21 protein-coding genes and 1 pseudogene are annotated in these 26265 nt (G+C 69.7%); 15 read left to right on the top strand and 7 right to left on the bottom strand.

Annotated features, from left to right (window positions below; all coding sequences use genetic code 11):
• From ngcE to ACW62_RS30320, 13 genes are all read left to right on the top strand, one after another.
• A complete protein-coding gene (gene ngcE / locus ACW62_RS30380) occupies nucleotides 1-1428 on the top strand; it encodes an N-acetylglucosamine/diacetylchitobiose ABC transporter substrate-binding protein (RefSeq protein WP_053207875.1) in 1428 nt (475 codons plus the stop codon).
• A 4-nt stretch (nucleotides 1429-1432) separates the two neighbouring features.
• On the top strand, nucleotides 1433-2350 hold the full coding sequence (locus ACW62_RS30375) for a carbohydrate ABC transporter permease (protein WP_053207874.1): 918 nt from the start codon (nucleotides 1433-1435) through the stop codon (nucleotides 2348-2350).
• A gap of 8 nt (nucleotides 2351-2358) precedes the next feature.
• Nucleotides 2359-3267: a carbohydrate ABC transporter permease gene (locus tag ACW62_RS30370; RefSeq protein ID WP_053207873.1), complete on the top strand. Its 909-nt coding sequence runs from the start codon at nucleotides 2359-2361 to the stop codon at nucleotides 3265-3267.
• A 32-nt stretch (nucleotides 3268-3299) separates the two neighbouring features.
• The gene (locus ACW62_RS30365) at nucleotides 3300-4832 is read left to right on the top strand and encodes a right-handed parallel beta-helix repeat-containing protein (protein ID WP_053207872.1); all 1533 of its coding nucleotides are present in this window, start codon (nucleotides 3300-3302) and stop codon (nucleotides 4830-4832) included.
• Nucleotides 4825-6792 (top strand): alpha/beta hydrolase family protein, encoded by a 1968-nt coding sequence (locus ACW62_RS30360; RefSeq protein WP_053207871.1) that lies wholly within the window; start codon nucleotides 4825-4827, stop codon nucleotides 6790-6792. The genes ACW62_RS30365 and ACW62_RS30360 overlap by 8 nt, the downstream gene beginning before the upstream one ends.
• Nucleotides 6789-8108, top strand: coding sequence for a Gfo/Idh/MocA family protein (locus tag ACW62_RS30355; RefSeq protein ID WP_157575085.1), 1320 nt, complete (start codon nucleotides 6789-6791; stop codon nucleotides 8106-8108). Before ACW62_RS30360 ends, ACW62_RS30355 begins: the two co-directional genes overlap by 4 nt.
• Nucleotides 8105-8986, top strand: coding sequence for an NAD-dependent epimerase/dehydratase family protein (locus ACW62_RS30350; RefSeq protein ID WP_053207870.1), 882 nt, complete (start codon nucleotides 8105-8107; stop codon nucleotides 8984-8986). The genes ACW62_RS30355 and ACW62_RS30350 overlap by 4 nt, the downstream gene beginning before the upstream one ends.
• A complete protein-coding gene (locus ACW62_RS30345) occupies nucleotides 8983-9882 on the top strand; it encodes a 5-dehydro-4-deoxyglucarate dehydratase (RefSeq protein WP_053207869.1) in 900 nt (299 codons plus the stop codon). Before ACW62_RS30350 ends, ACW62_RS30345 begins: the two co-directional genes overlap by 4 nt.
• Nucleotides 9875-10942: a mandelate racemase/muconate lactonizing enzyme family protein gene (locus ACW62_RS30340; RefSeq protein ID WP_053207868.1), complete on the top strand. Its 1068-nt coding sequence runs from the start codon at nucleotides 9875-9877 to the stop codon at nucleotides 10940-10942. The genes ACW62_RS30345 and ACW62_RS30340 overlap by 8 nt, the downstream gene beginning before the upstream one ends.
• 143 nt (nucleotides 10943-11085) lie before the next feature.
• A complete protein-coding gene (locus tag ACW62_RS30335; RefSeq protein WP_053207893.1) occupies nucleotides 11086-12324 on the top strand; it encodes an MFS transporter in 1239 nt (412 codons plus the stop codon).
• A 109-nt stretch (nucleotides 12325-12433) separates the two neighbouring features.
• Nucleotides 12434-12868 (top strand): DUF7144 family membrane protein, encoded by a 435-nt coding sequence (locus ACW62_RS30330; protein WP_053207867.1) that lies wholly within the window; start codon nucleotides 12434-12436, stop codon nucleotides 12866-12868.
• A 21-nt stretch (nucleotides 12869-12889) separates the two neighbouring features.
• Nucleotides 12890-14011, top strand: a complete 1122-nt coding sequence (locus ACW62_RS30325; RefSeq protein WP_169792159.1) for an AI-2E family transporter — start codon at nucleotides 12890-12892, stop codon at nucleotides 14009-14011.
• A gap of 45 nt (nucleotides 14012-14056) precedes the next feature.
• Entirely contained in the window at nucleotides 14057-14923 is an 867-nt protein-coding gene (locus ACW62_RS30320) for a YhjD/YihY/BrkB family envelope integrity protein (protein ID WP_053207865.1), read from the top strand.
• Here ACW62_RS30320 and ACW62_RS30315 read toward each other — a convergent pair.
• Nucleotides 14920-15471, bottom strand: a complete 552-nt coding sequence (locus ACW62_RS30315; protein WP_053207864.1) for a potassium channel family protein — start codon at nucleotides 15469-15471, stop codon at nucleotides 14920-14922. The two genes, ACW62_RS30320 and ACW62_RS30315, sit on opposite strands and share 4 nt — an antisense overlap.
• A 30-nt stretch (nucleotides 15472-15501) precedes the next feature.
• Nucleotides 15502-15849, bottom strand: a complete 348-nt coding sequence (locus tag ACW62_RS30310; RefSeq protein WP_205629704.1) for a carboxymuconolactone decarboxylase family protein — start codon at nucleotides 15847-15849, stop codon at nucleotides 15502-15504.
• 234 nt (nucleotides 15850-16083) lie between these two features.
• Here ACW62_RS30310 and ACW62_RS30305 point away from each other — a divergent pair, with 234 nt between their 5' ends.
• On the top strand, nucleotides 16084-18231 hold the full coding sequence (locus tag ACW62_RS30305; RefSeq protein ID WP_205629703.1) for a winged helix-turn-helix domain-containing protein: 2148 nt from the start codon (nucleotides 16084-16086) through the stop codon (nucleotides 18229-18231).
• A 1030-nt stretch (nucleotides 18232-19261) separates the two neighbouring features.
• Here the strand turns inward: ACW62_RS30305 and ACW62_RS30300 are convergent.
• A complete protein-coding gene (locus ACW62_RS30300; protein ID WP_205629702.1) occupies nucleotides 19262-19600 on the bottom strand; it encodes a carboxymuconolactone decarboxylase family protein in 339 nt (112 codons plus the stop codon).
• A 35-nt stretch (nucleotides 19601-19635) separates the two neighbouring features.
• Nucleotides 19636-20103, bottom strand: a complete 468-nt coding sequence (locus ACW62_RS30295; protein WP_157575084.1) for a hypothetical protein — start codon at nucleotides 20101-20103, stop codon at nucleotides 19636-19638.
• Nucleotides 20104-20176: 73 nt separating this feature from the next.
• Between ACW62_RS30295 and ACW62_RS30290 the strand changes: the two genes are divergently transcribed.
• Nucleotides 20177-20455 carry a hypothetical protein gene (locus ACW62_RS30290; protein ID WP_053207860.1) on the top strand — a complete coding sequence of 93 codons (279 nt, stop codon included), beginning with the start codon at nucleotides 20177-20179 and terminating at the stop codon, nucleotides 20453-20455.
• Between the two features lie 222 nt (nucleotides 20456-20677).
• Here the strand turns inward: ACW62_RS30290 and ACW62_RS34475 are convergent, their stop codons facing one another.
• The 3 genes and pseudogenes from ACW62_RS34475 to ACW62_RS30280 form a co-directional block, all read right to left on the bottom strand.
• The gene (locus ACW62_RS34475) at nucleotides 20678-22207 is read right to left on the bottom strand and encodes a hypothetical protein (protein WP_157575083.1); all 1530 of its coding nucleotides are present in this window, start codon (nucleotides 22205-22207) and stop codon (nucleotides 20678-20680) included.
• Nucleotides 22208-22714: 507 nt separating this feature from the next.
• Nucleotides 22715-24985: pseudogene (locus tag ACW62_RS30285) on the bottom strand (FAD-dependent oxidoreductase); the annotation flags it as partial.
• 744 nt (nucleotides 24986-25729) lie between these two features.
• Nucleotides 25730-26265, bottom strand: a 536-nt coding sequence (locus ACW62_RS30280; protein ID WP_240477458.1) for an amidase family protein, incomplete at its 5' end; no start/stop codon positions are given.

Here is a 26265-nt window from a genome sequence, read left to right as displayed (position 1 = left end):
ATGACCCACCCGACCCGCGCCCTGAGCCGGCGCACCCTGCTGGGCCTCGGCGCCGGACTCGGCGCCCTCGCCGGCACCGGGTTCCTGTCCGCCTGCGCGACGTCGTCGTCCACCCGCGGCGACGGAGCGTCCGCCAGCCCGCAGGCCACCGGCGACCCGGACAACCCGCTGGGCGTCCCCGCCGATCTGTCGCTGGAAGCCATCATCTTCAAGGGCGGCTACGGCGACCAGTACGCCATCGACGCCGAAGCCGTCTACCAGCAGCGGTTCCCGCAGTCGGAGATCACGCACACCGGCGGCCAGGAACTGGCCAAGCTGCTGCAGCCACGGTTCGTCTCCGGCGACGTGCCGGACATCGTCTGCAACGCCGGCGCCGGCGCGCTGATGCTCGCGCCGCTGGTCGAGAACGGCCAGCTGGCCGACCTGACGCCGCTGCTCGACGCGCCCGCCGAGGGCGGCGACGGCAAGACCGTGCGCGACACGCTGCTGCCGGGCATCGTCGAGCAGGGCACGTTCGGCGGGGTGCCGTACGCGCTCAACTACACCTTCACGGTGCACGGGCTGTACTACAGCAGCTCGCTGTTCGACGAGCACGGCTGGAGCTACCCGTCGACCTGGGCCGAGATGCTCGACCTGTGCCAGGAGATCAAGGACGCCACCGGAATGGCGCCCTGGACCTACCAGGGCAAGAACCCCGGCTACATCCTGACGCCGCTGGTCATGATGGCGATCAAGGCCGGCGGCCGGGAGGTCATCGACGCGCTGGACAACCTCGAGCCGGACAGCTGGACCAGCGAGCCGATGCTCGAGTCGGCCCGGGCGATGCACCAGCTGGTCGAGCGCGACTTCATCATGCAGGGCACGTCCGGCCTCACCCACATTCAGGCGCAGACCTACTGGGCGAACGGCGAGGCCGCGTTCATCCCCTGCGGGTCGTGGCTGGAGAGCGAGCTCGGCGACGTCATGCCCGAGGGCTTCGACATGGTCATCGCGTCGCCGCCGTCGCTGACCGACGACGACGCGCTGCCGCAGGCGGCCATCCGGGGCATGGGCAACGAGCCGTTCATCGTCCCGGCGCAGGCGGAGAACCCGTACGGCGGCATGGAGCTGCTGCGCATCATGCTGTCGCCGACGTCGTCGCAGAACTTCACCCGGCAGACCCAGACGCTGACCAGCCTGGCCGAGTACGACCCGCAGTCCGCCGGCACCGGCCTCACGTCGGTGCGCGACGCGCTGACCGAGTCCGGCGACGACACCTTCTTCTGGCGCTACGGCACCTGGTACTCGCCGCTGCAGACCGAGGCCGCCAACGCCACCAGCGCGCTGATGACCGGCGAGATCGACCCCGACGAGTGGAGCCGGCGCTGCCAGGCGGCCGCCGACACCGTCCGCAACGACGACTCCATCGAGAAGTACGGGGACCAGTGACGTCATGCGTGCCGGCAGTCTCAGGTTCGTCGTCACCGCCCTCGCGGTCCCGATCCTCCTCTACGGCGTCCTCGTCATCTCGCCCTACGCGCAGTCGTTCTACATCTCCCTGACCGACTGGAACGGGCTGTCGCCGGAGCGGACGTTCATCGGGCTGGACAACTATGCGCGGCTCGTGCGGGACGACGTGTTCTGGATCTCGGTCTGGCACAACGTCATCGCCGTGCTGGTGATCCCCGCGGTGACGCTGGCCCTGGGGCTGTTCTTCGCGACGATGATCCACGTCGGCCGGTACCGGGCCCGCGGTGGCGGCCGCGGCGTGCGGGGCGCCGCGGTCTACCGCATCGTCTACTTCTTCCCGCACCTGCTCTCGATCGCCGTCGTCGGCGTGCTGTTCTCGACGGTGTACGACCCCACCGGCAGCGGCCTGCTCAACGGCGCGCTCGGCCTCGTCGGCATCGAGCCGGTGAACTGGCTGGGCAGCAAGGACACCGCCTACCCGGCGATGCTCGCGGTCATCATCTGGCTGTCCGTCGGCTTCTACGTGATCCTGTTCACCAGCGCGATGAGCTCGATCCCGGCCGACATCTTCGAGGCCGCCCGGCTCGACGGCACGACACGGTGGCAGACGTTCTGGCGCATGACGCTGCCGCTGATCTGGGACACCGTCCAGGTCGCCGGCATCTACCTCGGCATCCACGCGCTGGACATGTTCGCGATCGTCAACGTGATGTCGGCGGCCGGCGGGTCGGGCGGGCCGGACAACTCGACCCAGGTGCTGGGCAACTACCTGTACATCACCGCCTTCCAGAACAGCGAGTTCGGCTACGCCACCGCCATCGGCGTCGCCCTGCTGCTGCTCACCCTGGCCTTCGCCGCGGCGGCACTGCGGCTGACCCGGCGCGAACGCGTCGAGTTCTAGGAGGATCGATGAGCCTCGATACGACGCCGCGCGCACCCGCCGCTCCCGCGGCCCGGCCGGCCCCGCCCGGCCCGGGCGACGGCCGCACCGTCACCGGCAGCGTCCTCAACGTCTTCACCCACGGCTTCCTGCTCACCTGGGCGGCGCTGGTGGTCATCCCGCTCGCGTGGTGCGTGATGTCGGCGTTCAAGACCAACGACGAGCTGCTCAGCAGCCCGTGGAGCCTGCCGGGCGCGCTGCGGTGGGGCAACTTCGCCGACGCGTGGACGAACGCGGAGATCGGCCGCTACTTCGTCAACACGGTGATCGTGGTGACGCTGGGGACGGCGCTCACGCTGGCCATGGGCGCCACGGTGTCCTACGTCGTCGCCCGCTACGCGTTCCGCGGCAACCGGCTGGTGTACTTCCTGTTCGTCGTCGGCATGACGTTCCCGACGTTCCTCGCGATCGTGCCGCTGTTCTTCATCGCCCAGAGCCTGCGGCTGGCCGACTCGCTGCCCGGGCTGGCCGTCGTCTACGCGGCGTACAACCTGCCGTTCGCCGTCTTCTTCCTCACCGCCTACTTCCGGACCCTGCCGACGTCGCTGTCGGAGGCCGCGTTCATCGACGGCTGCGGGCACTGGGGCACGTACCTGCGGATCATGCTGCCGCTGGCCCGCCCGGGCCTGGTGAGCGTCGGCATCTTCGTGGTGCTCGGCCAGTGGAACCAGTACCTGCTGCCGCTCATCCTGCAGTCCAGCCCGGAGAACTACGTCCTGGCGCAGGGGCTGGCCAACCTCGCGGTCAGCCAGGGCTACGCCGGCAACTGGAGCGCGCTGTTCGCCGGCCTCACCATCTCGATCATCCCCGTGCTCGTCGTCTACCTCAGCTTCCAGCGGCAGATCCAGGGCGGCATGGTCACCGGCGCCCTGAAGTAGTCCCCCCCCCGTCCAGCCCGCAAGGAGGAATCATGGCCGACCCCCACCGGCTCCGCCGCCGCACCGTCCTCGCCGGTGCCGCCGCGGCAGCCGTCGCGACCCAGCTGCCCCGGGCCGCCGCCACGGCCGCCTACCCGACGTTCGACATCAGGGCCGACTTCGGCGCCGCAGGCAACGGCAGCACGAACGACACCACCGCCTTCCAGCAGGCCGCGGCCGCCATCCAGGCGGCCGGCGGCGGCACTCTCACGATCCCGGCCGGCGTGTACGTCGTCGGGCGGCAGACGCACACCAGCGGCGTCACCCCGTACTACGTCATGGAACCGATCTTCGCACTCACCGGCGTGCAGTTCCTGCACGTCAAGGGCGCCGCGGGCGCCGTCCTGCGGCTCGCGGCCGGGCTGCGCTTCGGCTCGTTCCACCCGACGACGGGCGCGCGGTACGACCCGCCGTCGCTGCCGTTCACCACCGCCTCCTACGGCGTCGAGGCCGGCCGGATGATCGAGGTGCTCGACGGCAGCGACCTCACCATCGAGAACCTCGAGCTCGATGGCAACAACGACCAGCTCGTGCTGGGCGGCGAGTTCGGCGACACCGGCCGGCAGCTCAAGGCCACCGGCATCCGGCTGCTGGGCTGCACGAACGTGCGGATCACCGACGTCCACGCGCACCACCACGGCCTCGACGGCGTCACCGTCGGCCAGCCGGGGCACACCGCCGCCGACCCGGCCACCCCGCACACGATCACCCGGCTGCGCTCGGAGTACAACGGCCGGCAGGGCCTGTCGTGGACCGGTGGGCGCGGCCTCACCTGCACCGACAGCCAGTTCAACCACACCGGGCGGGCGGCCGTGCAGTCGGCGCCGTCGGCCGGGGTGGACATCGAGGCGGAGGGCAGCGTCTGCCGCGACGGCCTCTTCACCGGCTGCGAGTTCGTGAACAACGCCGGCAGCGGGCTGGACGTCACGCACGGCGACTCCGGCTACACGCGGTTCGAGGGCTGCACGTTCTGGGGCACCACGACGTACAGCGCCTACACGACCAAGCCCGGCCTGGTGTTCAAGTGGTCGACCTTCAACGGCACCGCCAACGTCGGCTACGGGTCCGCCGACGCCGCGCTGGCCACCGTCTACGCCGACTGCCACTTCGAGGACCGGCCCTGGACGAACGGGCAGGTGTACCGCGGCACGTATCTCGTGACCGACGCGGGCAACACCGGCCAGAACGTCCGGTACGCCGACTGCACGTTCGTGGCCCGCGAGCTGCGCAGCATCTGGACCAACGACATCACCGTCCAGAAGCACTTCGTCCGCTGCACGATCGACCACCGCTACGCGGCACTGGCCGACGGCGGCATCCAGTGCCACCCGTGGGGCGCCCGGCTGGTCGCCTGCACGTTCACCGAGTCGATGGGGACGTCGGCGCGGAACTGGTACATCCACCTCAACGACATCCTGGTCGAGAACGACGTCGACGGCACGCAGACGACGGTGACCGGCCCGCGGGTCCACTGGGGCAGCGCCAGCGGCCCGGTCGGCACCATCGCCGAGGGCACCTATGGCTGACGCCGCCGGCACGGCGCCGGGGTTCCGCGACTTCCTCGACGGGATGTACGACCCGTCGCTGCAGGTGCAGCAGAACGTCCACCGGCGGACCAGCGAGTGGCTCGCGGCCGGCCGGCGCGCCAACGACCTGCTGCGGACCCCCGACGACGTGCGCCGGCGGCAGGAGGAGCTGCGCAAGCTCGCCCTCGACGCCCTGGGCGGGGACCTGCCGGACGACCGGCCGGTCCCCACGGCCCGGCCGGCCGGCACGCTCGCGGCGGACGGGTACACGATCGAGAAGCTGATCCTGGACACCGGCGGCGGCGTCCTGCTGCCGGCGAACCTGTACCGGCCGGACGGCGCGACACCCGAGCGGCCCGCCGGTGCGGTGCTGTTCCTGTGCGGCCACGCCGGCGTCGGCAAGGCCGCTCCCCGCTACCAGGCCATGTGCGCCCGGCTGGCCCGGGCCGGCCTGGTGGTGCTCACGTTCGACTCGATCGGGCAGGGCGAGCGCAAGAGCTACCTCGACGCGGACGGGAAGGAGCTGATCGCGGCCAACGTGCCCGAGCACGTCCACGCCGGTGTCCAGTGCTGGTGGGCGGGCGACACCATCGCGCGGTACTTCGTCACCGACGCGCGGCGTGCACTGGACTACCTGGCCGCACGCCCCGAGGTCGACCCGGACCGGGTCGGCGTGGCCGGCAACAGCGGCGGTGGAACCCAGACCACCTGGCTCATGCTGGTCGAGCCGCGCATCGCCGCCGCGGCGCCCAGTTGCTTCATCACCGGCCGCGAGGAGTACCAGCGCTCCGGCCAGGCGCAGGACCCGGAGCAGATCATCCCGGGCGGCGCCCTCGCGGGCATCGACCACGAGGACCTCCTCATCGCCATGGCGCCGCGGCCGACGCTGGTGCTGTCGGCGAACTCCGACTTCTTCTGCGTCGAGGGCGCGATCCGCACGGTGCGGCGGGCCCAGCGGATCTTCGACCTGACCGGCGGCTCGCTGACGCACGTGCGCGCGGACGGGGAACACGGCCTCGGCCCGGAGCTCGCGGGGGAGGCCGTCGAGTTCTTCGCCCGGCAGCTGGGCGCGACGTCGTGGGTGCCGGGCGAGCGGGCGCTCGAGGAGCCGGCCCTGCACACGAGCGCCGAACTTCAGTGCACCCGGACCGGCCAGATCTCCACCGACCACCCGTCCGCGCGCCAGGTCTTCGAGCTCAACCGGGAACGACTGGCCGGGGAACTGGCCCGCGCCGCCGAGGCAGGTGGCGTGCCCTGGCTGCACGACCAGGTCCGGTCCGGCCGCGATCCGGGGCCGGAGTTCTACCCGCGCTGGTGGACCGACCCCGAGTCCGGGGCGCGCAAGGCGTTCTGGTGGTCCGAGCGCGACATCGTCAACGCCGCGATCGTCCTGGACCCGGCCGGCCCGGTGACGGCGGGGACGGACCTGCTCGTGCTCGACCGCGGCACCGAGGATCTCTCCGCCCACCTCGACGCCTGCGCCCGGGCCACGGCCGCCGGCCGCCGGGTCGTCGTCCTGGACGTCCGCGGCACCGGCGCCCTCGCGGTGCACCGGTTCAACGAGTTCGGCCTGGAGCAGAACTACGGCACGATGTACAAGATCGTCGCCGACCTCGTCTGCCTGTCCGACAGCCTCGGCGCGGCTCGCACGTACGACGTCCTGCGCGCCGCCGAGTTCGTCCGGGGCTGGTCCGGGGCGAAGGGACCGGTCCGGCTGGTCGGCGCCGGGCAGGGCGCGTTCCTCGCGGTCCTGGCCGGCGCCCTGGATCCCGGCATCGCCGAGGTCGTCTGCCTGACCCCGCCGCTGGATCCGGTGCGGATCGTGAACACCCGTTTCTACGGACCCGAGCGCGACAACCAGTGCCTCGTCCCCGGCCTGGCCCGGCACTGCCCGCCGGAGCAGCTCGCGGCGGCCCTGCGCGGCCGGTACACCCACCTCTGGCAGCTGGAGCAGCAGTGAACACGACAGTCGGCCGCCGGCGCTACGCCGTCGTCGGCACCGGGAACCGAGCACAGCTGTACGTGGACGCGCTGCTGACCACGCACGCCGACGTGGGCACCCCGGTCGCCTGGTGCGACGTCAACTCGGTCCGGATGTCGTACTACGACGACCGCTACCGCTCGGTGCACGGCGGCGCGCCGGCCCCGCGCCGGTACGGTTCCGACGACTTCGCCGCCCTGCTGGCCGAGGTGCGCCCGGACGGCGTCATCGTCACCTCGCCGGACTGGACCCATCACCGCTATGTGGTCGCCGCGCTGGAACACGGCTGCGACGTCATCGTCGAGAAGCCGCTCACCACCAGCGTCGGCAACGCCCGGGCCATCGCGCGCGCGGCGCAGGACAGCGCCGCCCGGGCCGTGCTGACGTTCAACTACCGCTACTCGCCGCGGAACACGGAGGTGCGGCGGCTGATCGCCTCCGGCGCCGTCGGCGACGTCACGTCGGTGCACTTCGAATGGCTGCTCGACACCGCGCACGGAGCGGACTACTTCCGGCGGTGGCATCGCGAGAAGGACAAGTCCGGCGGACTGCTGGTGCACAAGGCCACCCACCACTTCGACCTGGCCAACTGGTGGCTCGACGACGTGCCGGCGACGGTGTTCGCCCTCGGCGGGCTGCGGTTCTACGGCGCCCGGCGGGCCGAGGAGCGGGGTCTCGGCCCGCGGCCGCCGCGCAGCCGCGACGACCCCGGCCGGGCGGACGACCCGTTCGCGCTCGACCTGGGCGCCGACGACACGTTGCGGCGGCTGTACCTGGAGGCCGAGGGCGACGACGGCTACGTCCGCGACCAGGACGTGTTCGGCGAGGGCATCAGCATCGAGGACAACCTCAGCGTCCTGGTCGGCTACGAGCGCGGCGCCAGCATGACCTACTCCCTGCACGCGCACGCGCCGTGGGAGGGCTATCGGGTCGCCGTCAACGGCACCGCCGGCCGGCTCGAGATCGAGGTCGTCGAGACGGCACACCAGGCCGCGGCGCCGGGCGCCGACTCCGTCCGGCGCGAGGGCGACCGGATCGTGCTGCAGCGGCACTGGGAGCGGGCGGTCGAGGTGCCGGTGCCTCCGAGCGCAGCCGGGCCGCACGGGCACGGGGGCGGCGACGTGCTGCTCCTCGACGACCTGTTCCGGGGCCCGGGCGACGACCCGCTGCGCCGGCCCGCGAGTCTCACCGACGGATTCCGCAGCATCGCCGTCGGGCTGGCCGCCAACGAATCCCTGGCGACCGGACTCCCGGTCCGGGTGGCGAGCCTCGGCCTCCCGCTGGGCCCGCGATGAAGGTCCTGGTGACCGGCGGGTCCGGGCGGCTGGGTACGGCTGTGGTCGACGGGCTGCTGGGATCGGGCCACGAGGTGGTGAGCGTCGACCGGCGCCCGCCCGCCCGGCACCGGGAGCAGTGGTTCGCCGCCGACCTCACCGTCGCCGACGAGGCGAACTGGGCGCTGTCGCGGGTGCGGCCCGACGCCGTCGTGCAGCTGGCCGCCATCGCGGTGCCGTTCAGCCGGCCGGAGGCGGAGATCCTGCGCACGAACACGGCGCTGGCCTTCAACGTGTGCCGGTCCGCCCTGGAGGCCGGCGCCGGAACCGTGGTCGTCGCGAGCAGCCCGACGGTGGTCGGCTACGGCGCCCCGGCCGGCTGGGTCCCGTCGTACCTGCCGATCGACGAGGCCCACCCGGTGCGGCCGTGGCACGCGTACGGCCTGTCGAAGCTGGTCGCCGAGCAGGTCGTGCGCATGTTCACCGCCCAGGCCGGCGACCGGATGCGGCTGAGCGCCGTCCGGCCGTGCTACGTGATCGGCGCGGACGAGTGGGCCGGCGCGCCGACCCAGCAGGGGCACACCGTCCGCGAGCGGCTGGACGACCCGTCGCTGGCCGCGGGGTCGCTGTTCAACTACGTCGACGCCCGGGACGCCGCGGACCTCATCGGCCTGCTGCTGCACGGGGCGCACGAGATCCCCAACGGCGAGACGTTCTTCGCCGGCGCGGCGGACGCGTTGGCGCGGGAGCCGCTGGCGGAGCTGCTGCCGCGGTTCCACCCGGGGACGGCCGCCGCGGCGCCCACGCTGGTGGATGACGCGCCGGCGTTCAGCCCGGCCCGGGCCGAACGGCTGCTGGGCTGGAAACCCCGACGGACCTGGCGGACGGAGCTGCGATGACCCTCGACGGCGTGTTGTTCTTCCCGGTGACGCCGTTCGACCCGGCCGGTGCCGTCGACGCGCACCTGCTGGCCGCGCACGTGCAGGCCGGGCTGGCGCACGGCCCGGGCGCGGTGTTCGCCGCGTGCGGGACCGGCGAGTTCCACGCCCTGGACAGCGACGAATACGAGCTGGTCGTGACGACCGCGGTCCGAGCCGTCGCGGGCGCGGTGCCGGTGTTCGGCGGCGCCGGCGGTGCGTTGCCGCACGCGGTGGGGTGCGCCCGGCGCGCGGAGCGGGCCGGCGCCGACGGGCTGCTGGTGCTGCCGCCGTACCTGGTGAGCGGGCCGGCCGACGGCCTGGTCGGCTACGTCGAGGCGGTGGCGGCGGCCACCGGCCTGCCCCTGGTCCTCTATCAGCGCGGCGGGGCGCGGTTCACCCCGTCGGCCGTGGTCCGGCTCGCGCGGCTGCCCAGCGTCGTGGGGTTCAAGGACGGGCTGGGGGACCTGGACCTGATGCAGCGGATCGTGCTCGCGGTCCGGGCCGAGGTGGGGGAGGACTTCCTGTTCTTCAACGGGATGCCCACCGCGGAGCAGACCCAGGCCGCCTACCGGGCGATCGGGGTGCCGCTCTACTCGTCGGCGGTGTTCTGCTTCGCGCCGGAGCTGTCCAGGACGTTCCATCGGGCGCTGGCCACCGGCGACGAGGCCGGCCGCACCCGGCTGCTCGCGGAGTTCTTCCAGCCGCTGGTGGAGCTGCGTGACCAGGTGCCGGGATACGCCGTCTCGCTGGTCAAGGCCGGCGTCCGGCTGCGCGGGCTCGAGGTCGGTGGCGTGCGCCCGCCACTGGTCGACCCGTCCCCGGCGCACGTCGAGCGGCTGCGACGGCTGATCGAGGTGGCCGACGCGCATGGGTGACGTCGTCGCGGCGGTCTCGACGCGGCTGCTCCGCATCCCGCTGCCACGGCCGTGGGGCCCGGACGTGCCACACGTCCACGTCATCGTCGTCGACATCGCCACCGAGGACGGCGCGACCGGCACCGGGTTCTCCTGGACCCCGACCATCGGCGCCGGCGCCGTGCGGGCCCTGCTCGACGACGAGTGCACGCGGTTCGTCGTCGGCCGGCCCGCCGATCCCGAGGTCGTCTGGGACCCGCTGTGGCGGCACCTGCACGAGGCCGGCAGCGGCGGCGTCACCACCATCGCCATGGCCGGCGTCGACCTCGCGCTGTGGGACCTGCGCTGCCGCCGCCACGGCGCCGGACTGGCCGACCTGCTCGGCCGGCGCCGCGACTCCGTCGAGGTCTACGGCAGCGGCGTCAACCTGCACTACTCCCTGGACGAGCTGGTCGAGCAGGCGCGGCGGTGGGTCGAGGCCGGGCACCACGCCGTCAAGATCAAGGTCGGCAAGCCGGACCTCGCCGATGACGTCGAGCGGGTGGCCGCCGTCCGCGACGTCATCGGGCCCGGCCGCCGGCTGATGATCGACGCGAACCAGCGCTGGGACCTCGCCACCGCGCGCCGGGCGATCGGCGCCCTCGCGCGGTTCGACCTGTCCTGGGTGGAGGAGCCGCTGCTGGCGGACGCGACCTGGGCGTACGCGCAGCTGCGCGGGTCCGTCGACGTCCCGATCGCGCTGGGCGAGAACGTGCACACCGTCCACCGGTTCCGCGACCTCCTCGACGCCGGCGCCTGCGACATCGTGCAGCCCAACGTCGTCCGCGTCGGGGGAGTGACGCCGTTCCTGCGCATCGCCGCGCTCGCCCGGAGCTACGGGGTCACGTTGGCGCCGCACCTGCTGCCCGAGCTGTCCGGACAGCTCGCGCTGAGCCTGCCCGAGCCGGTCCTCGTGGAGGACGTCGAAGACGCGTCCTTCGCCGCGCTCGGCTGCCTGGCGATCCCCAGCGGCGTCACGATGACCGGTGGCCGCCTCACCGCCGGCGCCGGACCCGGTCTCGGCCTCAGGTTCCGCCCGTAGACCTCGACGGGTCATGCGGTACCCGCACACTGCGGTCATCGATCGGACTGTTGGCTACTCCGAGGAATAGACGGCAGGCGAGAGTATCGCCCTGATGGTGATCGACGGCATCGGTGGGACGGTGAACGGTGGCTGGCTCGGACATGGCGCGTGACCGGCACGTCGAGGACGACTCGCCGGATTCGCCGCTGTGGACGGCAGACTTCCGGCGGTTCTTCGTCGCCCGCACCACGTCCCTGCTGGGCGACGTGATGCTGCCCGTCGCGATCACGGCCGCCGTGATCCGGGCGGGGCACGGGCCGACCGGCGTGGGCTATGCGCTGGCCGCGCTGATCGCGCCGTTCGCCGCGCTGCTCATCTTTGGCGGGGTGCTGTCCGATCGTTTCGGCGCGCGGCGGTTGATGGTCATCTCGGACGCGGCGCGGCTGTGCTTCCAGGCGGTGCTCGCGCTGCTGTTCGCGCTGGGCACGCCGGAATTGTGGCAGATCCTGGTGCTGCTGGCCCTGGTCGGCGCGGGCACCGCGATCTTCCAGCCGGGAGTCGCCAGCGTCACCCCGCTCATCGCTCGTGACGTGCAGAAGGCGAACGCCACCCTGCGCATCTCCGAGTCCGTGACCGCCGTGATCGGTCCGTCGCTGGCCGGCCTGCTGCTGGTGGTGGCCTCGCCCGCGGCGGTGGTCGCCCTCGACGCGTTGACCTACGCGGTCAGCGGCGCCTGCCTGCTCCGGATCCGCTCGGTCCCGATGCGCCCGGCCGGGCGCGGCGACGTGCCGTCGTCGTTCCGGGCCGACCTCGTCGAAGGGTGGCGGGAGTTCCGGGCCCGGACCTGGCTGTGGAGCGTCATCGTCGTCTACATGGCCTGGCAGCTGGCCGGCGCCGGCCCGGCCATGACCCTCGGCTACAGCACGCTCGTCACCGAGCACGGATCGGCGACGTTCGGCCTGGTCATGTCGGCGCTCGGGGCGGGTAGCGTGCTGGGCGGGCTGGTCGCGATCAGGCTCCGCCCGCGGTATCCGCTCCGGGCCGGCGCCCTCTCCATGATCCTGTGGACGCTCATGCCGTTGAGTGTCGCGCTCGGCCTTTCCGGGCCTCTCGTCGCGGGGTGCTACGCGGTGACCGGCGCGGGCATGGCGTTCTGGGCCGTCATGTTCCACACCAGCGTCCAGACGCACGTCCCGCAGGACGTGCTCGGCCGCGTCCACGCGTACGACGCGGCCGGCTCGCTGGTGATGAAACCGATCGGTCAAGCGGTGGCGGGGCCGCTCGCGGTCGTCGTGGGCACGGTGCCGTTGCTGTTCGTGTCCTCCGCCATGGCGCTCGTCACCTGCGCACTGCTGCTCGCGATCCCGGCCGTGCGCGGCCTCGGCCGCGCTGAGCGCTGAGCTTTCACGCGATGCGGGTGATTCGCTGCACCGTGTTCGGCGGTTGGATCGAACTCGGCCGTTCACGGGCGTGTGCTCGTGGGGCCTGGCTCAGAAGGAGGGTTCGGCCATGACCGAGCAGACGACACCCGACTACGCGACCACGGGTCAGGAGAAGGAACCGCGCAACCGGTGGGCCGTCGGCCTGACGGCGTTCGCCGGCGTTCTGATGATCATGGCCGGCGGGTTCCAGGCACTCGCCGGTCTGGCCGCCCTCCTCGAGGACGAGTTCTACGTGTCCACCCGTAACTATGTGCTCGAGTTCGACGCCACCACCTGGGGCTGGATCCACCTGCTGCTGGGACTGCTGGTGTTGTTCGCCGGCTTCGCGGTGCTGGCCGGCAAGACGTGGGGCCGGGTGATCGGTGTCATCCTGGCCGTGCTCAGCGCCCTGGCGAACTTCGCGTTCGTTCCCTACTACCCGTTCTGGTCCCTGGCGATCATCGCACTCGACGTCTTCGTGATCTGGGCACTGGTCGCCCACGGGCGCGACGTCGCTCGATGACACATGTCCGGGCGACCGAACGTGGCTGACGAGCCCGACGCGCATGCTCCGCACGACCCGACCGCCGATCCGGCGTTCTTGCGGTGGGTGCCGCGGGTGGGCGTGTGGTCGTGGAGCTTCGTGGGGTTCGTGGTGGCGGCTGTCATCGTGGCGATGGCGTTGGGTGCGACCAGCGAGATCGTGCTCCCGCTGACGTTCGCCGCGGTGCTGGCCGTGGTCTTCCGGCCGTTGGTGGGGATGCTGCGCCGGCACCGGATCAAGGCGACCGCCGCCGCCGGGCTGGTCGTCCTCGGGCTGCTGGCGCTGATGGCCCTCGTCATCACCGCGACCGTGCAGGGGGTGACGGAGCAGGCGGACCAGATCGGCGAGTCCGTCGACGCGGCGGTGGACCACGCGGTCGATGAGCTGGACGTCGATCGGTCCGCGCTGGAGGAGGCCCGCGCGGCCACCGAGGGGATGGCCCCGGCGATCTCCGACGGTTTCCTCACCAACCTGGTCTCGGGTCTGCACACGCTGATCGGCCTGGCCAGCGGGCTGATCCTCGGCGCGCTGATCATGTACTACCTGCTCAAGGACGGTACCCGGCTCCGGCGATCGGTGGTCGACCAGTTCGATCCCGCGGTGCGCGGCGACGTCGACGCCTTCGTGGGCGACGCGTGCCGGATCCTGCGCGACTACGGCCGGGGCCGCAGCGTGATGTCGGCGATCGTGGCGGTGGTCATCGGCCTCGCCAGCCTCGTGCTCGGGCTGCCGCTGGTGCTCACGATCATGCTGGTCAACTTCATCGGCGGCTACATCCCGTACATCGGCGCGTTCCTCGGTGGCGGGCTGGCCGTGATCGTCGCCCTGGGCGACGGCGGACTCGGCGTGGCCGCGGTCATGCTGGTCGTGGTGCTCGCCGCCAACCTCGCACTGGAGAACTTCGTGGAGCCCAAGGTGATGGGCCGCACCCTCGACATCCACCCGCTCGTCGTCCTCGTCGTCACCGCGTTGGGCGGACTGCTCGGCGGCATCGTCGGGCTCATCCTGGCCGTGCCGCTGTTCGTGATCGCCGGCAACGCCCTCGCTCGGCTTCGCTCGCGAGGAGTCGTCGACCAGGTCGCCGACCGGGCCCAGCCGGCGCTGCAACGCCTGCTCGAGTGACCGGCCGGACGACGCAGGCCTGAACCGGTTCTCGAGGAGGCGGCCGTGACTGACATCGAACGGCAGACCGTCGACGTCGACCAGCTCGTGGCGAGAGCGCCACGGCGGCTGCGGCCCGCAACGGCCTGGTTGGTGGGTTCCCCGCTGGGCCGGCCGCTGCTGCGGTTCGCGGGCCGGTTCGGGCGGTTGGAGATGCTCGACCGGTCCATGACCGTGGCGGCCGAGATCTTCATCTCCGTCTTCCCGGTCTTGATCATGACGGCGGTGCTCCTGGGCAGCCGCTACAGCGATGGGATCGCCGACACGATCGGCCTGCCCGAGGAGACCCGGGGTGTGCTTCAGGAGGCTCTGAACAGCACCGATGCCAGCGCATTCGGGGTGCTCGGAGCCTTCCTCGTCCTGGTGTCGGCGACCAGTCTGTCGCGGGCCCTGACGCGGGCGTTCGCCGCGATCTGGGAGTTGCCGCGGCCCAGGACGGGCCTGCGTTACCTGTGGCGAGCGCTCGGTTCGGTGCTCCTGCTGGTCGCCGGCGCGCTCGTGGTCAGGTGGCTGTCGCGGGTCACCGGTGACTGGACGCCGGAGATCGTCGCCGGGTACGTCGTCCCGTTCGTGCTGACCGCTGCGGTGGCTGCGTCGGTGCCGTGGCTGCTCCTCTCGGGACGGGTCCCGGTTCGCCTGCTCGTCCCGGGAGCGTTCCTCTTCGGCCTGGTCATGGTGGCGTCGCGGCCGATCAGCCGGCCGCTGCTCGCCGATGCCCTCCAGGACAGCGCCGACCGCTACGGCAGCATCGGCGTAGCGTTCACGTACATCGCGTTCCTCTACGCCCTGGCCCTCTGCTTCCTCGGGACGGCCCTGGCCGGCCAGGTGATCGCGACGGACGAGGGTGAGCTGGGACAGCGGGTCCGCGGCTAGGACGCGTCCGCCGGGTCGTTCTTCCGCCGGCCCAGTTCGACGGCGCCGATGAAGACGCGGATGCCCAGACCCAGCACGATCAGGTCGAGGACCATCTGGACGGTGACCAGGACGCGCGCCGCCTGGCTCGTCGCGGTGATGTCGCCGAAGCCGACCGTGGCGAAGACGGTGACCGTGAAATACAGCGCATCGGTCCGGCTGAGCGAGTCCACGTCGAAGCTGCCGGCGTCGGCCGCGGCCAGCTGGAAATACACCGCCGCGAAGAGGAGCAGGAACAACGGCGCGGTGGCCGCGACCGCCTCCACCGCCCGGATCGCCGGGAGCGGGGACCTGACGACCGCTCTGACCTGGTAGGCGGCGACGACGGTCAGCGCGGCCAGCCCGACCGTGAGTGACACGCCAAGAGGGACGTCGCTCAGCCGGTCCAGCGGCAGCAGGTAGTACAGGGCGACGAGGACGGCAGTGACGGCCGAGGCCCGGAACAGCGCCAGGGCGAGCCGCCGCCGGCGCTGTGCCCCGGTGAAGGCGGGCGATACGGCGGTGATCATGGCGGCCCGTCGTGGATCGGCGCGGGACGGCTATTCCGCGGCCCCGGTCCCTTCGTCGGCCTCCTCCTCGAACTCCGCGACCTCGATGGCGACGTCGAGTGCGTCGACGATCCGGCCCGTCGCGGACGCGATCCGCGCCGTGCCGACGATCGGTGCGATCGCGGCGAGGACGCCTCGGATCTGCTCCGAGTCGATGCCCATCTCGCTGGCCGCGCCCAGGTTCATCAGGTACGAGATCGACGGAGCGTCGACCGCGACGAGGGCGGCGATGCGCACGAGCATGAGATCGACCGGGTCGAGGTTCGCGGTGGCGACCGAGTCCACGGTCATCCGTTCGATCAGGTCGAGGACCGGTGTCTCTTCGGTGGCTTCGGACACGATGTCCCCCTTGGTCGCAGCTTGTCATCGGGCCGTTCACCTCCGATTCCACCGCGAACGGCGCTGCCGTCGCATCATCCAAACTGAGTGAAAGGCGAATGCATCCGCACGCTCGATCGGGCGTAGGTTGGACGGCGGGTGGGATCCCCAAGGGGGGTGGGTCCGATCGTCGTTGAGCTGGATCGGCTGCTGATCGACGCCAAGTTGTCGGCGCCGCGGCCTCGGCCGGGTTCGGTGAGTCGCTCGCCTCTCATCGACGCGGCTCGCACGAGCGGCCGACGCGTCGTCGGCATCACCGCGTCCGCGGGCTACGGCAAGTCGACGCTGCTGGCTCAGTGGGCGCTGGCCGAGGACCGCCGGGTCGCCTGGATCTCCCTGGACCGCTTCGACGATGACCCCGCCGCCCTCCTCACGCTGCTCGCCTCGGCGTACGCCGGTATCTCGCCGGACGATGCCGGCCTGATCGCCGATGTCAGCGGTCTGGGCGTGTCCGCGCTGGGGCGTGCGGCGCCGCATCTCGCGTCGGTGCTGGCGGCGAGCCCGGCGCCGTTCGTGCTGCTGTTGGACGACCTGCACCTGCTCCGGTCGCCGGCCTGTCACGACGTGCTGGAGGTGGTGATCTCGGGGATTCCCGGCGGCTCCCAACTGGTCGCGACCAGCCGTTTCGAACAGCCTCACCTGCCGCGACTGCGCGCGTCGGACGACGCCGTGGAGTTCCAGTCGGGCGACCTGGCTCTCGACGCGGACGGAGCCCGGCAGATCTTCGCGCAGGCCCGCGTCGATGTCACGCGCGAGACGGCGACCGCGGTGACAGCGCGGACCGAAGGCTGGCCGGCCGGCGTCTACCTCGCCGCGCTCATCGCGCGCGACAGCCGCAGCCAGGGTGCGAAGGTCTCCGGTGCGGACCCCTACGTGGCCGACTATCTCTATCGCGAGTCGCTCAGCCGGCTGCCCGAGCGCACGCAGCGGTTCCTCCGCCGCACGGCCGTGCTCGATCAACTCCACGCGCCGCTTTGCGATGCCGTCCTCGACGAAACAGGCGGGCAGCGGCAACTGCGCGATCTCGAGGCCTCGAACTCGTTCCTGATCCCGCTCGATCGGCGGCGGGAGTGGTACCGCTACCACGCGCTGTTCCAGGAGTTCCTGGCCGGTGAGCTGCGCCGCGTCGAGCCCGAGATCATCACGAAGCTGCACCTGCGCGCCGCCGACTGGTACGAAGCACACGGTTCTCCGGCGCTCGCCCTCGAGCACCTCCTGAACACACCCGAGCGGGACCGATGCGTCCGGCTGGTGACGCAGCTGGTGCAGCCCACTTACAGCGCCGGCCAGATCTCCACCGTTCAACGCTGGCTGGCCGCGCTCGGGGACGCCGCCGTCGAGAGCTATCCACCGCTCGCCGTGCTGGCGGGGTGGATCGCGGCATTGACCGGGCGGACCGCCGAGGCACAACGCTGGGCGGCGATCGTCGACGCTGCCCGGTTCGACCTCGTGCCCGTGGACGGCACGGCGTCGTTCGACTCGGCGCGCGCCATGCTGCGCGCCGTCATGTGTCCCGCCGGCCCGCAGCAGATGACGATCGACGCCGACTGCGCCGTCACCCAGGAGCCGCCGTGGAGCCAGTGGCGCGACACCGCTCTCCTCCTGTCCGCCGAGGCGCACCTCCTCACTGGAGACACCGACCAGGCGCTTCCGCTGTTCTCGGAGGCGTCCGCCGTCGGAGCGTCACTCGGCAACACCGACACGATCGTCGACGGCGAGGCCGAGCTCGCTCTGGAGGCGATGGAACGTGGCCGATGGGATGAGGCGGCCGAACGCGTGGAACACGCGCTCGGCACCATCGAGACGCATCGCATGCACGACTACGCCGCGAGCGTGCTCGCCTTCGCCGCCGCCGCGCGCCTAGCCGTCCACCGCGGCGACCTGGCCGAAGCCGGCCGGCAGCTCACCCGGGCGATGCGGGCCCGCCCGTCCTGCACGTTCGTGCTGCCCTTCCTCGCGGTGCGTGCACGACTGCACCTCGCCAAGGTGCACGCGACCATCGGCGACCACACCACCGCTCGTCACCTGCTGCGCGAGATCGACGACGTCCTGCGCCGCCGTCCGGCTCTCGGCGCTCTGGTCGACGAGGTCACGGAGTTCCGCCGGACCCTCACCTCGAGCGCCCAGTTGAGCGTCGCAGGGGCGTCGCCGCTCACCCCGGCGGAGCTTCGGTTGCTCCCTTACCTGCAGACGCACCTCACCATTCGCGAGATCGGGGAGCGGCTGTTCGTCTCCCGCAACACTGTCGGCTCGGAGGTCGCCTCGATCTACCGGAAGCTGGGCGTCTCGTCGCGCAACGGCGCGGTCCAGCGAGCGACGGCGGCCGGGCTCCTCGGCGGCTAGCTTCGCTTGGTCTCCGAAACTCCGACACTCGAACCGAGTTTTGAGTGGGCGTCGCGTGGCTGGTTCCGCTGCGCAGGTGCAGCCGCGTTCGGTCGCCGGCCCGGCGCAACGGTGTGGGATCGCTGTGTTTGCTGGGTGGCGTTGCTGTCGTCAGGGCGACAGTGATCCGCCCCACCCGGTGCAGCGATCTCACACGGTGGCGTTGGGGATCGTGTAGCGGTTCGCCGTCGTGCGGCGGTTGGCCGTCATGGCCGCAGTGGGCCGTCCCCCTGCTGCGGCCAAGTGCGGGCAGTTATCAGGGGGACGGGGGAAGTGCGGGCAGAGCCCGCCCGGTGCACCGTGCGCCGTTGGCCGATGTCCGTTGGCCGTTCCTGCCGGTGCACCGTTGGTCGTCCTCGATTCCCGGAGCCGTCTTCGATGGCGGGAGCCGTGTTCGAGGGGCCTTTCGGACGATTCTGGCTATCGAAGACGGCTCAGGCCGTCGACGTCACTCGCGTGGGGAGCACGTCACCCGCCGTAGCGCCGGATGGACGTCGTCGGCGGCGGTTGTGCGGTGCTGACGCGAGTGAGGTGCACCCGATCCGCGTGAAGTGGCCGCCCCACCCGGTTGATCATGGGCACATCGGGGTTCCCAGCGACCGGGAACCCCGATTTCACCATGACCAACTCGGCGGTGGGTGTTGCCGTGGCGGACCCGGGGCCACGGCAGCCGGCGGCGAGGTGTGCCCAGTCTTCCCCCGTCCCCCTGATAGGTGCCCGTTCTTGGCCGCGGGGCCGCGGGTCAAGCGGTCACCCAGCGCGCGAAGCGCCCATGGGTCCGCTTGAGGCGCGGCGCCGCGGCTGAGAGAATGGGCAGCAGGGGGACGGCCAACGTGCGGACCACGGCGCACGCGGCGACGTCAGGCCAACGCGAAGCCCGGCACAACCGACTTTGACCGGCCCGACCGCCTCGAGGACCGGCCGACCGGCCTGGCGGGCACCTCACCCCGCGTACGACCACTGAAGATCGGACTCACTCATCTAGGTGGGGTCACGCCTCATCCGTCCGCTCCTCAAGGGCGTCGTCGGTGTCGTAGCCGAGCCCGAGCGCGAGGTTGGGGGCGGCCGCGACCACGCTGGGCAGCCCGACCACGGGAATGACGCCGATCAACACGTCGACGATCTCGGCGGCGGTGGCGCCGGCGCTCACCGCGGCATCGGCCTGCGCTCCGTAGGACGGGACCGCCCCGCCGACCGCGACCAGCGCCGCCAGACGGACCAGCGCCAGCGTCTTCGGATCGAGCTCTGAAGACTCGACGCGGTGTTCGACGAAGCGGGTGTCGTTGATCGCTAGGCGGCGCAGCCGTTCGGTGTAGTCCACCTGACTCATCCCTCAGTGTCACCATGCCCGCCGAGTTCCCGGCTTCACGATCCGGAGCAGCTCAGCTCGGAGGAGAGATCATCGACCTTGCCGGCAGCGTCGGTGGCCCGCGACTGCGCATCCTCTCCCGCACTCGATGCCAGCGCCTCGACGTCCGAGGCCAGCGACCTCGCCGCTGCCGCCGCATCCGCGTTCGCCGCCTCGAGTCCGGTGGCAGCCGTCTCGAGCGCCGACGCCACCGATTCGAGGGAGCGGGCGATCTCGTCGCCTTGTTCGAGACCCTGCTCCGAGACCGTCTGCAGGTCACCCTCGAGGTCGCCGAGGGCGGAGCAGGCCGCGGCGGCCAGCTGTTCGAGGGCGGAACTCGCCTGCCCGGGTGTGGGCGAGGCGGTGCTCGAGGAGTCCCCGGAGGAGTCGCACCCCGCCAGGACCCCCAACGCGATCACGACCGCAGCGGCCATCCATGGCCGCGGATGGACGGTGCGCTTGGCTCTCGGCTCGCTGGTCATCATGTCCCCCACGGTGGGATTGCCTTTTGCCGTTCACGTCACCACAGGGTGGACGGCCTGGCATCACGCGCTATGAGTGAACTGGGGCGCCTTCGCCTTCACCGGAACCCTGAAGGAGGTCACCGTGCGGGCCGATGACTACGGCGGGCGTCGTGGTCGGGGAGACCTCGCAGCGAACGTCTGGGTTGCCGATCAGGGCGACCCGGCCCTGCCATTGACAGTCGAGTGGTCGAAAGACGTTGGGATGAACACCGTCAGGCTCCTGCGCCTGACCGGCTGGGACAACATCGCCGCCGTCCACCGACATCACGCAGAGATACCAACCGGCCGTCAATCCCTCCTGCTGAACTCGTGAAGCACGAGGACTCTTCTCGGCCTCCAGGAATTAGTTGTTAGTCGCTTAGTACGGCCAACTGGGAATAATCCGCCGTGGGCGAAGTCGGGCATGGCGATGAGGGCGGTGGTCGCACCCTTCATCGCCGCCCAAATAGCCGGCGTTTGACGCAGTACGACCCGGCCTCCGCAAATATCGTGACTTCGCCCGGACTGCGCCGCCACCGCTGTATAACGGTGAAACTCAAGTCCCAGCAAAGGAAAGCTCAAACGTCGATCCTTCCGCAAATTTGGTGCCAATTTTTGGCGTAAAGGTTACCGAGGTTACTGCCTCTGTGCAATTCCACCGGCCACCAAAAAGTGCCAACATTCCGGTGGATGTTCCCCCGACGGAAAGTACGTGCTTTTCCCGATCAACTGCCGCGTGGTGCGGAAATGCGATGACGTTGCATCCGAACACCTCAGGCGGCGCATTGCTACCCGGCAATACGCCAAAATCGCTCTCTGCGGCAACATGGGTTTCATGGGAGCTCTTCGCCGCTGACATTCGTCGGCGAACGTAGTTGCTGCCCTCCAAATTTCCGTTGAACCCGATAAGCAGCCCATCTATCTCAACGTTCGCGTTCGTGCGCGCAACGACGAACGCCCTCATGCACGACGCATGTTCAGGCACCTCGAGAGTTACGCTCGACTCACCACTGGCACCGGCGATGCGGCGCGATGAATGCGAGACCGGCAATCGGTAAGCGTCTATATACGAGCCACTGGCATAGCCCCCCCGAAATTGGGAATAGAACTGAAACTCCATTACCTCCTGCCGATGAATCCACGCACCATTTTCCTGGCTGACGGGAAAGAAGGTCTCCTCCCATGCCGCATGCTGGCTGATCCAGCATTGACAGAAACTCGAACGCTGAAACTCCGGATAAAATGCCACAAGGCTACCAAACGAATTCGCCGGAGCGAAGTCATTCGGCGACCATCCAACCCGGGGCTCCTCGAACCGACCATCCAACACCTTGTTGATCTTGTTGTTCTCACCGCCGAAACGCTGCATCGGGAAGTCATTATGCGTTCCCGACCCATTCACGGCCTGATAGATCCGCGCGCCTTGGTCACCTTCCCGTCCATCTAATGCTCGTGCGTGCATGACGAACGCAAGATGATTGGTTTCGCTCGGAAGCTCTCTGAAGGAAGGGTCTCGTGAGCCAGCCAATGTCTTTCTGGTTATCAGGAAATCCTCATCCACCGCGTACAGAGTCATAATGCTGCCCACTGACCAAAAATTGGGGCTGGAGCCAGCCTGTCGGGGCCTCAATGAAATCGAACTGATGATGCTCGTACTGTCGTGCAGGCCAACATGGCGCTGCAATCTTTCCTCGAAAGAGGAACCCATGGCCTGAAAGATCTTCAGATTATCCTCGCCGAATGCATTCGGAAAGAACAGGTAGCCGCCACCATATCTACTCCGGTTCTGCGGAGGAATATCAACGCCGTCGGCAAACCTCCGGCTCAATCCCGCGTGGGTGGCGACATTCGAGCCGGACCCGCTAAATTCCCGTACATTATACGCCGCGCCGCGGTCGCCGTTCAAAATGACTTCACAACACTGCGGCTCTGTGTGCGTATGTGCAGCACTAATTTCGATCAACAGATGCTTCGCGCTGCCGCGGACCATCTTCTCGACTGGCTCGAATGTGAGGCAGTCCTCATTCGACCTGTCAACGCGAATCTCAGTCACGCGCTTCAACGGAAGGGCAGTTATCACGCTCATGTACTCCCTCCTCTGGAGCAATTGCTCCACCCTTTACGACGCGCCGATTTCTCGAGCCTTCAAACCACGTCTGCATAAGCCCCAGGGGCCAGTTCCGCCGCCAGTCTCCCGATAGGCGCTGCCTATATCGCACCGCGACAATGCCGTTGAGTTCAAGGGGACGGATCCCACCCACAGGTGGCCGAGCGGTTCTCCTCGGACCCGGCGTAGCCGAACTCCCGCACGCCGTAACGGGCTCGTCTATCGCGTCACTCCGAACCGCGTCGACCAGCACTCCCGACCGCGCAATGTCGGGCCGCGCCGTCGCCATGACCTGGAATAGCAGCAGACCCACCAGCCACATCCGCCACGCCAGAGGTCGCTCCACTGGCTGATCAACTCAAGCCGCGTGGTAGCAGGCCAGAGATCGACGCTGGGACTTGAGGACGGTTCGCTTGCGCAAGGGTCCGGGACTGTCGCGCTCCCGCGCATGCCGGAGATCACTGGTGTCCGGCGCGGCGGCACTGTTCACTCGTAGCACCGCGCCTCGAAGATCGCGGCGGGCACGTCACCGTGTGTGGCCACGACCTCCAGTGACAGCTCGGTGGCGTGCAGGGGTGGGTCGAACGTGTGAACGTTGCGAGTCTGGTGGTTGTCGGTCACCTCGGCGACGACGTTCTCTCCGTCCCGGACTCGGTAGTGCTTGACGCAGAACGGCATCGCGTCTTCGGGGTGGCCCCGGAGCACCGTCTCCATGCAATGGTCGAAGTCTGTGTCGAACGACAGCGTCAGTGTTTGGATGCGTTGCTCATCTGGCCAGCGCAGGAGGAGAGTGGGCGCTGGGTCCTCGGGGTCGGCCACCCAGGCGTTGGGATGCGTGGTGGGTCGGGCGTAGCCGTTCGTGATGTTGGCCGGCGTATACGGACTCAGCGGGGGATCGATGGCTACGGCGAGATTGTGCCCCGCAGGTCGCCGTTCCGGAGCCCAGAACTCGATCCGTGGACGGCCGAGCTTGTCGTCGGCGTCCTGGTTGAATGTGTGGACCACGGACAGCAGGCCGGTGACTCGGCGTTCGCTGGTCCGAACGGAGACATCCTTGTTGGCCATCAGACAGAAGAACACGTAGCGCGGCTGGTCGACCACCCCGTCGATGTCGAGCTTGACGCGCTGGCCGGCGCCGGCATCGAGTTCGACCTCCTGGGCACCCAGGAGCACTGCCGGCGTGTATCCGTCCGGGCGGTGGCCGGCGCGGGCCTCGACACGCAGTGTGGTGGCTGCAGCGACATCGACTGTGAAGGAGACCTGGGGCAGTTGCCCGGCAGGAAGCGGCAACATCTGGGCCCGGGACCGATCCAGGCGCACGGTCGGCCCATCATCGGGCAACTCGGCCACGATGTACTCACTGGAGGCCGATATGTCCGCCGACCGGGCCAAATCGTCGGGGTCATCGAGGGCCACCCCAGGAATGTGCTGGCCTGTACGCAGCAGCTCGCGCTGGAGGACTCTCATACGATCGGGGGCGAGCAAGTCGGCCGGCGCAAGGCCATCCCGCGCGCACTGCGCCGCAGCCATCCCCACGGCCTGCCCCATGTGCGCGCCGGTGCCGATCACCCTGGTGGAACCGAAGGCCACGTGCGAGGCGCTGATCACCCGCCCGGCCAAGAACAGGTTCGGCACCGTAGCGCTGACCAAACAGCGATAGGGAATCTGGTACGGACCTCGCGACCAGATGTGCTTGGACGTCTCGTGCTCGGTGAAGATGCCGTCGGCCGGGTGGAGGTCGATGGACCAGCCACCGAACGCCACGGCGTCATGATGTTGCACCTGATCGACGATGTCCTGTTGGCGGAGCATGTACTGGCCTTCGAAGCGGCGACTCTCGCGCCTGCCGGGGATCAGGCCGACCCACTCGAGGGTGAGATTGTCGGCGTCAGGGAACTCGCCGGAGTTCTTCACGTGGTCCCACAGCCCGTAGACGATCCGCCAGAGCTCCCACTTGATCTTCTCTGTGTCGTGGATGGTGTCCAAGCGGCCGCCGTACTCGATCCACCACAACCGGCAGCCGTGGTCCCTCGCCGCGAAGCTCTTCCACATGGTGTTGGGAAGACTCGCGATGTCCAGCGCGTAGCTGGGTGCGCGGAACGTGACCGGGTGCCCGACGTCCTTGCTGTAGAAGTAGATCGAATGCCCCAGTAGTGTTCCGAACTCTTCGGTGGGCGCGAATCCTTCGCCGAACTCGTCCGACGCCTCGGCACCGATGCGATGTGCCGCGCCGGCCAGAAAGCCCAGCGCGCCGTCGCCAGAGGAGTCGCAGAACAATGGTGCGCGCACGTCATACATGGTCTGGTTCATGGAGCAGAAGGCGCGGACAGACGAGATCCGCTCGCCCGTTTTCTCCACATCGATCGCCGCCGTGTCCAACAGCAGGGTGATGTTCGGCTCTCGGGCCACGATGTCCAGGAGCACCGTGTCGACGAGTACCGGGTTGCCTTCACGGTTGCGGAACGTGTTCTCCACGAGGAACTCGTCGAGCACGCCGCCCTCTCGGGCCCACCGATTATTCACCACCATGTGACCCGTTGCGCCCATGATCCATAGCCGTACCTCACTCGACGCGTTCCCGCCGAGCACCGGACGATCTTGGATCAGTACTACCCGCGCGCCCGCCCGCGCAGCAGTGACGGCACAGCATGTTCCCGACGTGCCACCACCGACGATGACGAGGTCTGCCTCGAGTTGTTCGGTTCGGAAGTCGCGTCGTTGCTCCGCTGGCGCCTTGACGATCCGGTCCATCTGCGTCCTTCCCTCGACTTCGAACTGCGGCTACCGGCGCCACCTGCACTGGCTCGGGCGCAGGGCCGCTCTCGTCTCCAACGACGCCGTCGCGCTCATCCACAAGGCCAGCCGTGGCTCCTGCGCGGTCAACAACATTGCCCTGCAAGCACTCATCGTCGGTTCGTCGCGAACACCGCCGGCACCGCGATCGCCGAGGTCAACGCCGACTGGCCAGCCTCCATGTCCGCACACGAAGGGCTTGCTGGCGCCTTCAACGGCCGGCCGTGCCTTGCTGGCCCTCCGTCCATCTCGAGCCATCGCCGAGGCGGAGGGGAAACCACAGCTCGGAGCGGACTGGGTGACGCCCCCTCGCCGACGTCGAAACGATCGAGTAAAGATCGACGACAACGAGCCGCCCTGCCAGCTACCCCTGCGGGTTGCCACAATCTCACTTAATGAAACGCGCGTATCTTCTGCGTATTCTGCAATCTAGTCCGCTGGATGTGGGCGCGCAACGCCCTACTCGGGCCATCCCCTTGGGGCGGGGTCGGGCGCGGATCGCCCTGATAACCGGGCAGAGTTCCACATCGCGGACTTCGGCTTCTGATGGATCGGTCTTCCGGAGCACTACAGATACTCGGGCGACACCGGGATCGTTCAGGATCCATTCGGTGTCATGCATTCGATCCTGGATGGCGCGCTCACGGATCGAGACAAGGACGGGCTGATCGAGAGCTTTGGCTGGACACTCATCGACTGGGCGGCCCCTCACCTGGTCGCCTCGACCGCGATCAGCTCGTCGAATGGCACGGAGTGCTGGTACGTGTAGCCGGCGCGCAGGAGGGTGGCCTCGTTCAGGTGGCGGCCGACCAGTTGCATGCCGACCGGGAGGCTGTCGGAGCGTCCGCAGGGGATGGTGATGGCTGGGTGGCCGGTGTAGTTGAACGGGAGGGTGTTGCGCAGGCCGGGCAGGCCCATGGCGCGGTCGTCGTTGCCTTCGGCCCACGTCAGGAGTGCCGGGAAGTCCGGCCGTTCGCGATAGGCCGGTGCCGTGGTCAGGCAGGTCGGCATGAGGAGGACGTCGACGTCGGTGAGCGCGCGGTCGTATGCCGCGACGAAGGTGGCGCGGACGTTCTGTGCCCGCGTGTAGGGGCGGCCCTCGAGGTTGCGGGCGCTGAACTCGCCGATCAGGCGCTGCAGCCGGCGTTCCGGATACAGCACAGGGTCTTTGCGCCAGGTGTGGTCGAGCGCGGCGGCCAGCGATGGCGGGTAGTAGGTCTGCCCGAGCGCGGAGATGCCGGCCT

The sequence above is a fragment of the Jiangella muralis genome, from assembly GCF_001270745.1.
In the GTDB taxonomy this organism is placed as follows: Bacteria; Actinomycetota; Actinomycetes; order Jiangellales; family Jiangellaceae; genus Jiangella; species Jiangella muralis.
This window is presented reverse-complemented; position numbering and strand designations above follow the sequence as displayed.

Coding starts and splice junctions, on each gene's coding strand:
- ACW62_RS30370 (WP_053207873.1), top strand. CDS start 2,359: ATGAGCCTCGATACGACGCCGCGCGCACCCGCCGCTCCCGCGGCCCGG.
- ACW62_RS30300 (WP_205629702.1), bottom strand. CDS start 19,600: ATGAGTCAGGTGGACTACACCGAACGGCTGCGCCGCCTAGCGATCAAC.
- ACW62_RS30375 (WP_053207874.1), top strand. CDS start 1,433: ATGCGTGCCGGCAGTCTCAGGTTCGTCGTCACCGCCCTCGCGGTCCCG.
- ACW62_RS30345 (WP_053207869.1), top strand. CDS start 8,983: ATGACCCTCGACGGCGTGTTGTTCTTCCCGGTGACGCCGTTCGACCCG.
- ACW62_RS30350 (WP_053207870.1), top strand. CDS start 8,105: ATGAAGGTCCTGGTGACCGGCGGGTCCGGGCGGCTGGGTACGGCTGTG.
- ACW62_RS30340 (WP_053207868.1), top strand. CDS start 9,875: ATGGGTGACGTCGTCGCGGCGGTCTCGACGCGGCTGCTCCGCATCCCG.
- ACW62_RS30335 (WP_053207893.1), top strand. CDS start 11,086: ATGGCGCGTGACCGGCACGTCGAGGACGACTCGCCGGATTCGCCGCTG.
- ngcE (WP_053207875.1), top strand. CDS start 1: ATGACCCACCCGACCCGCGCCCTGAGCCGGCGCACCCTGCTGGGCCTC.
- ACW62_RS34475 (WP_157575083.1), bottom strand. CDS start 22,207: ATGAGCGTGATAACTGCCCTTCCGTTGAAGCGCGTGACTGAGATTCGC.
- ACW62_RS30365 (WP_053207872.1), top strand. CDS start 3,300: ATGGCCGACCCCCACCGGCTCCGCCGCCGCACCGTCCTCGCCGGTGCC.
- ACW62_RS30315 (WP_053207864.1), bottom strand. CDS start 15,471: ATGATCACCGCCGTATCGCCCGCCTTCACCGGGGCACAGCGCCGGCGG.
- ACW62_RS30330 (WP_053207867.1), top strand. CDS start 12,434: ATGACCGAGCAGACGACACCCGACTACGCGACCACGGGTCAGGAGAAG.
- ACW62_RS30360 (WP_053207871.1), top strand. CDS start 4,825: ATGGCTGACGCCGCCGGCACGGCGCCGGGGTTCCGCGACTTCCTCGAC.
- ACW62_RS30295 (WP_157575084.1), bottom strand. CDS start 20,103: ATGATGACCAGCGAGCCGAGAGCCAAGCGCACCGTCCATCCGCGGCCA.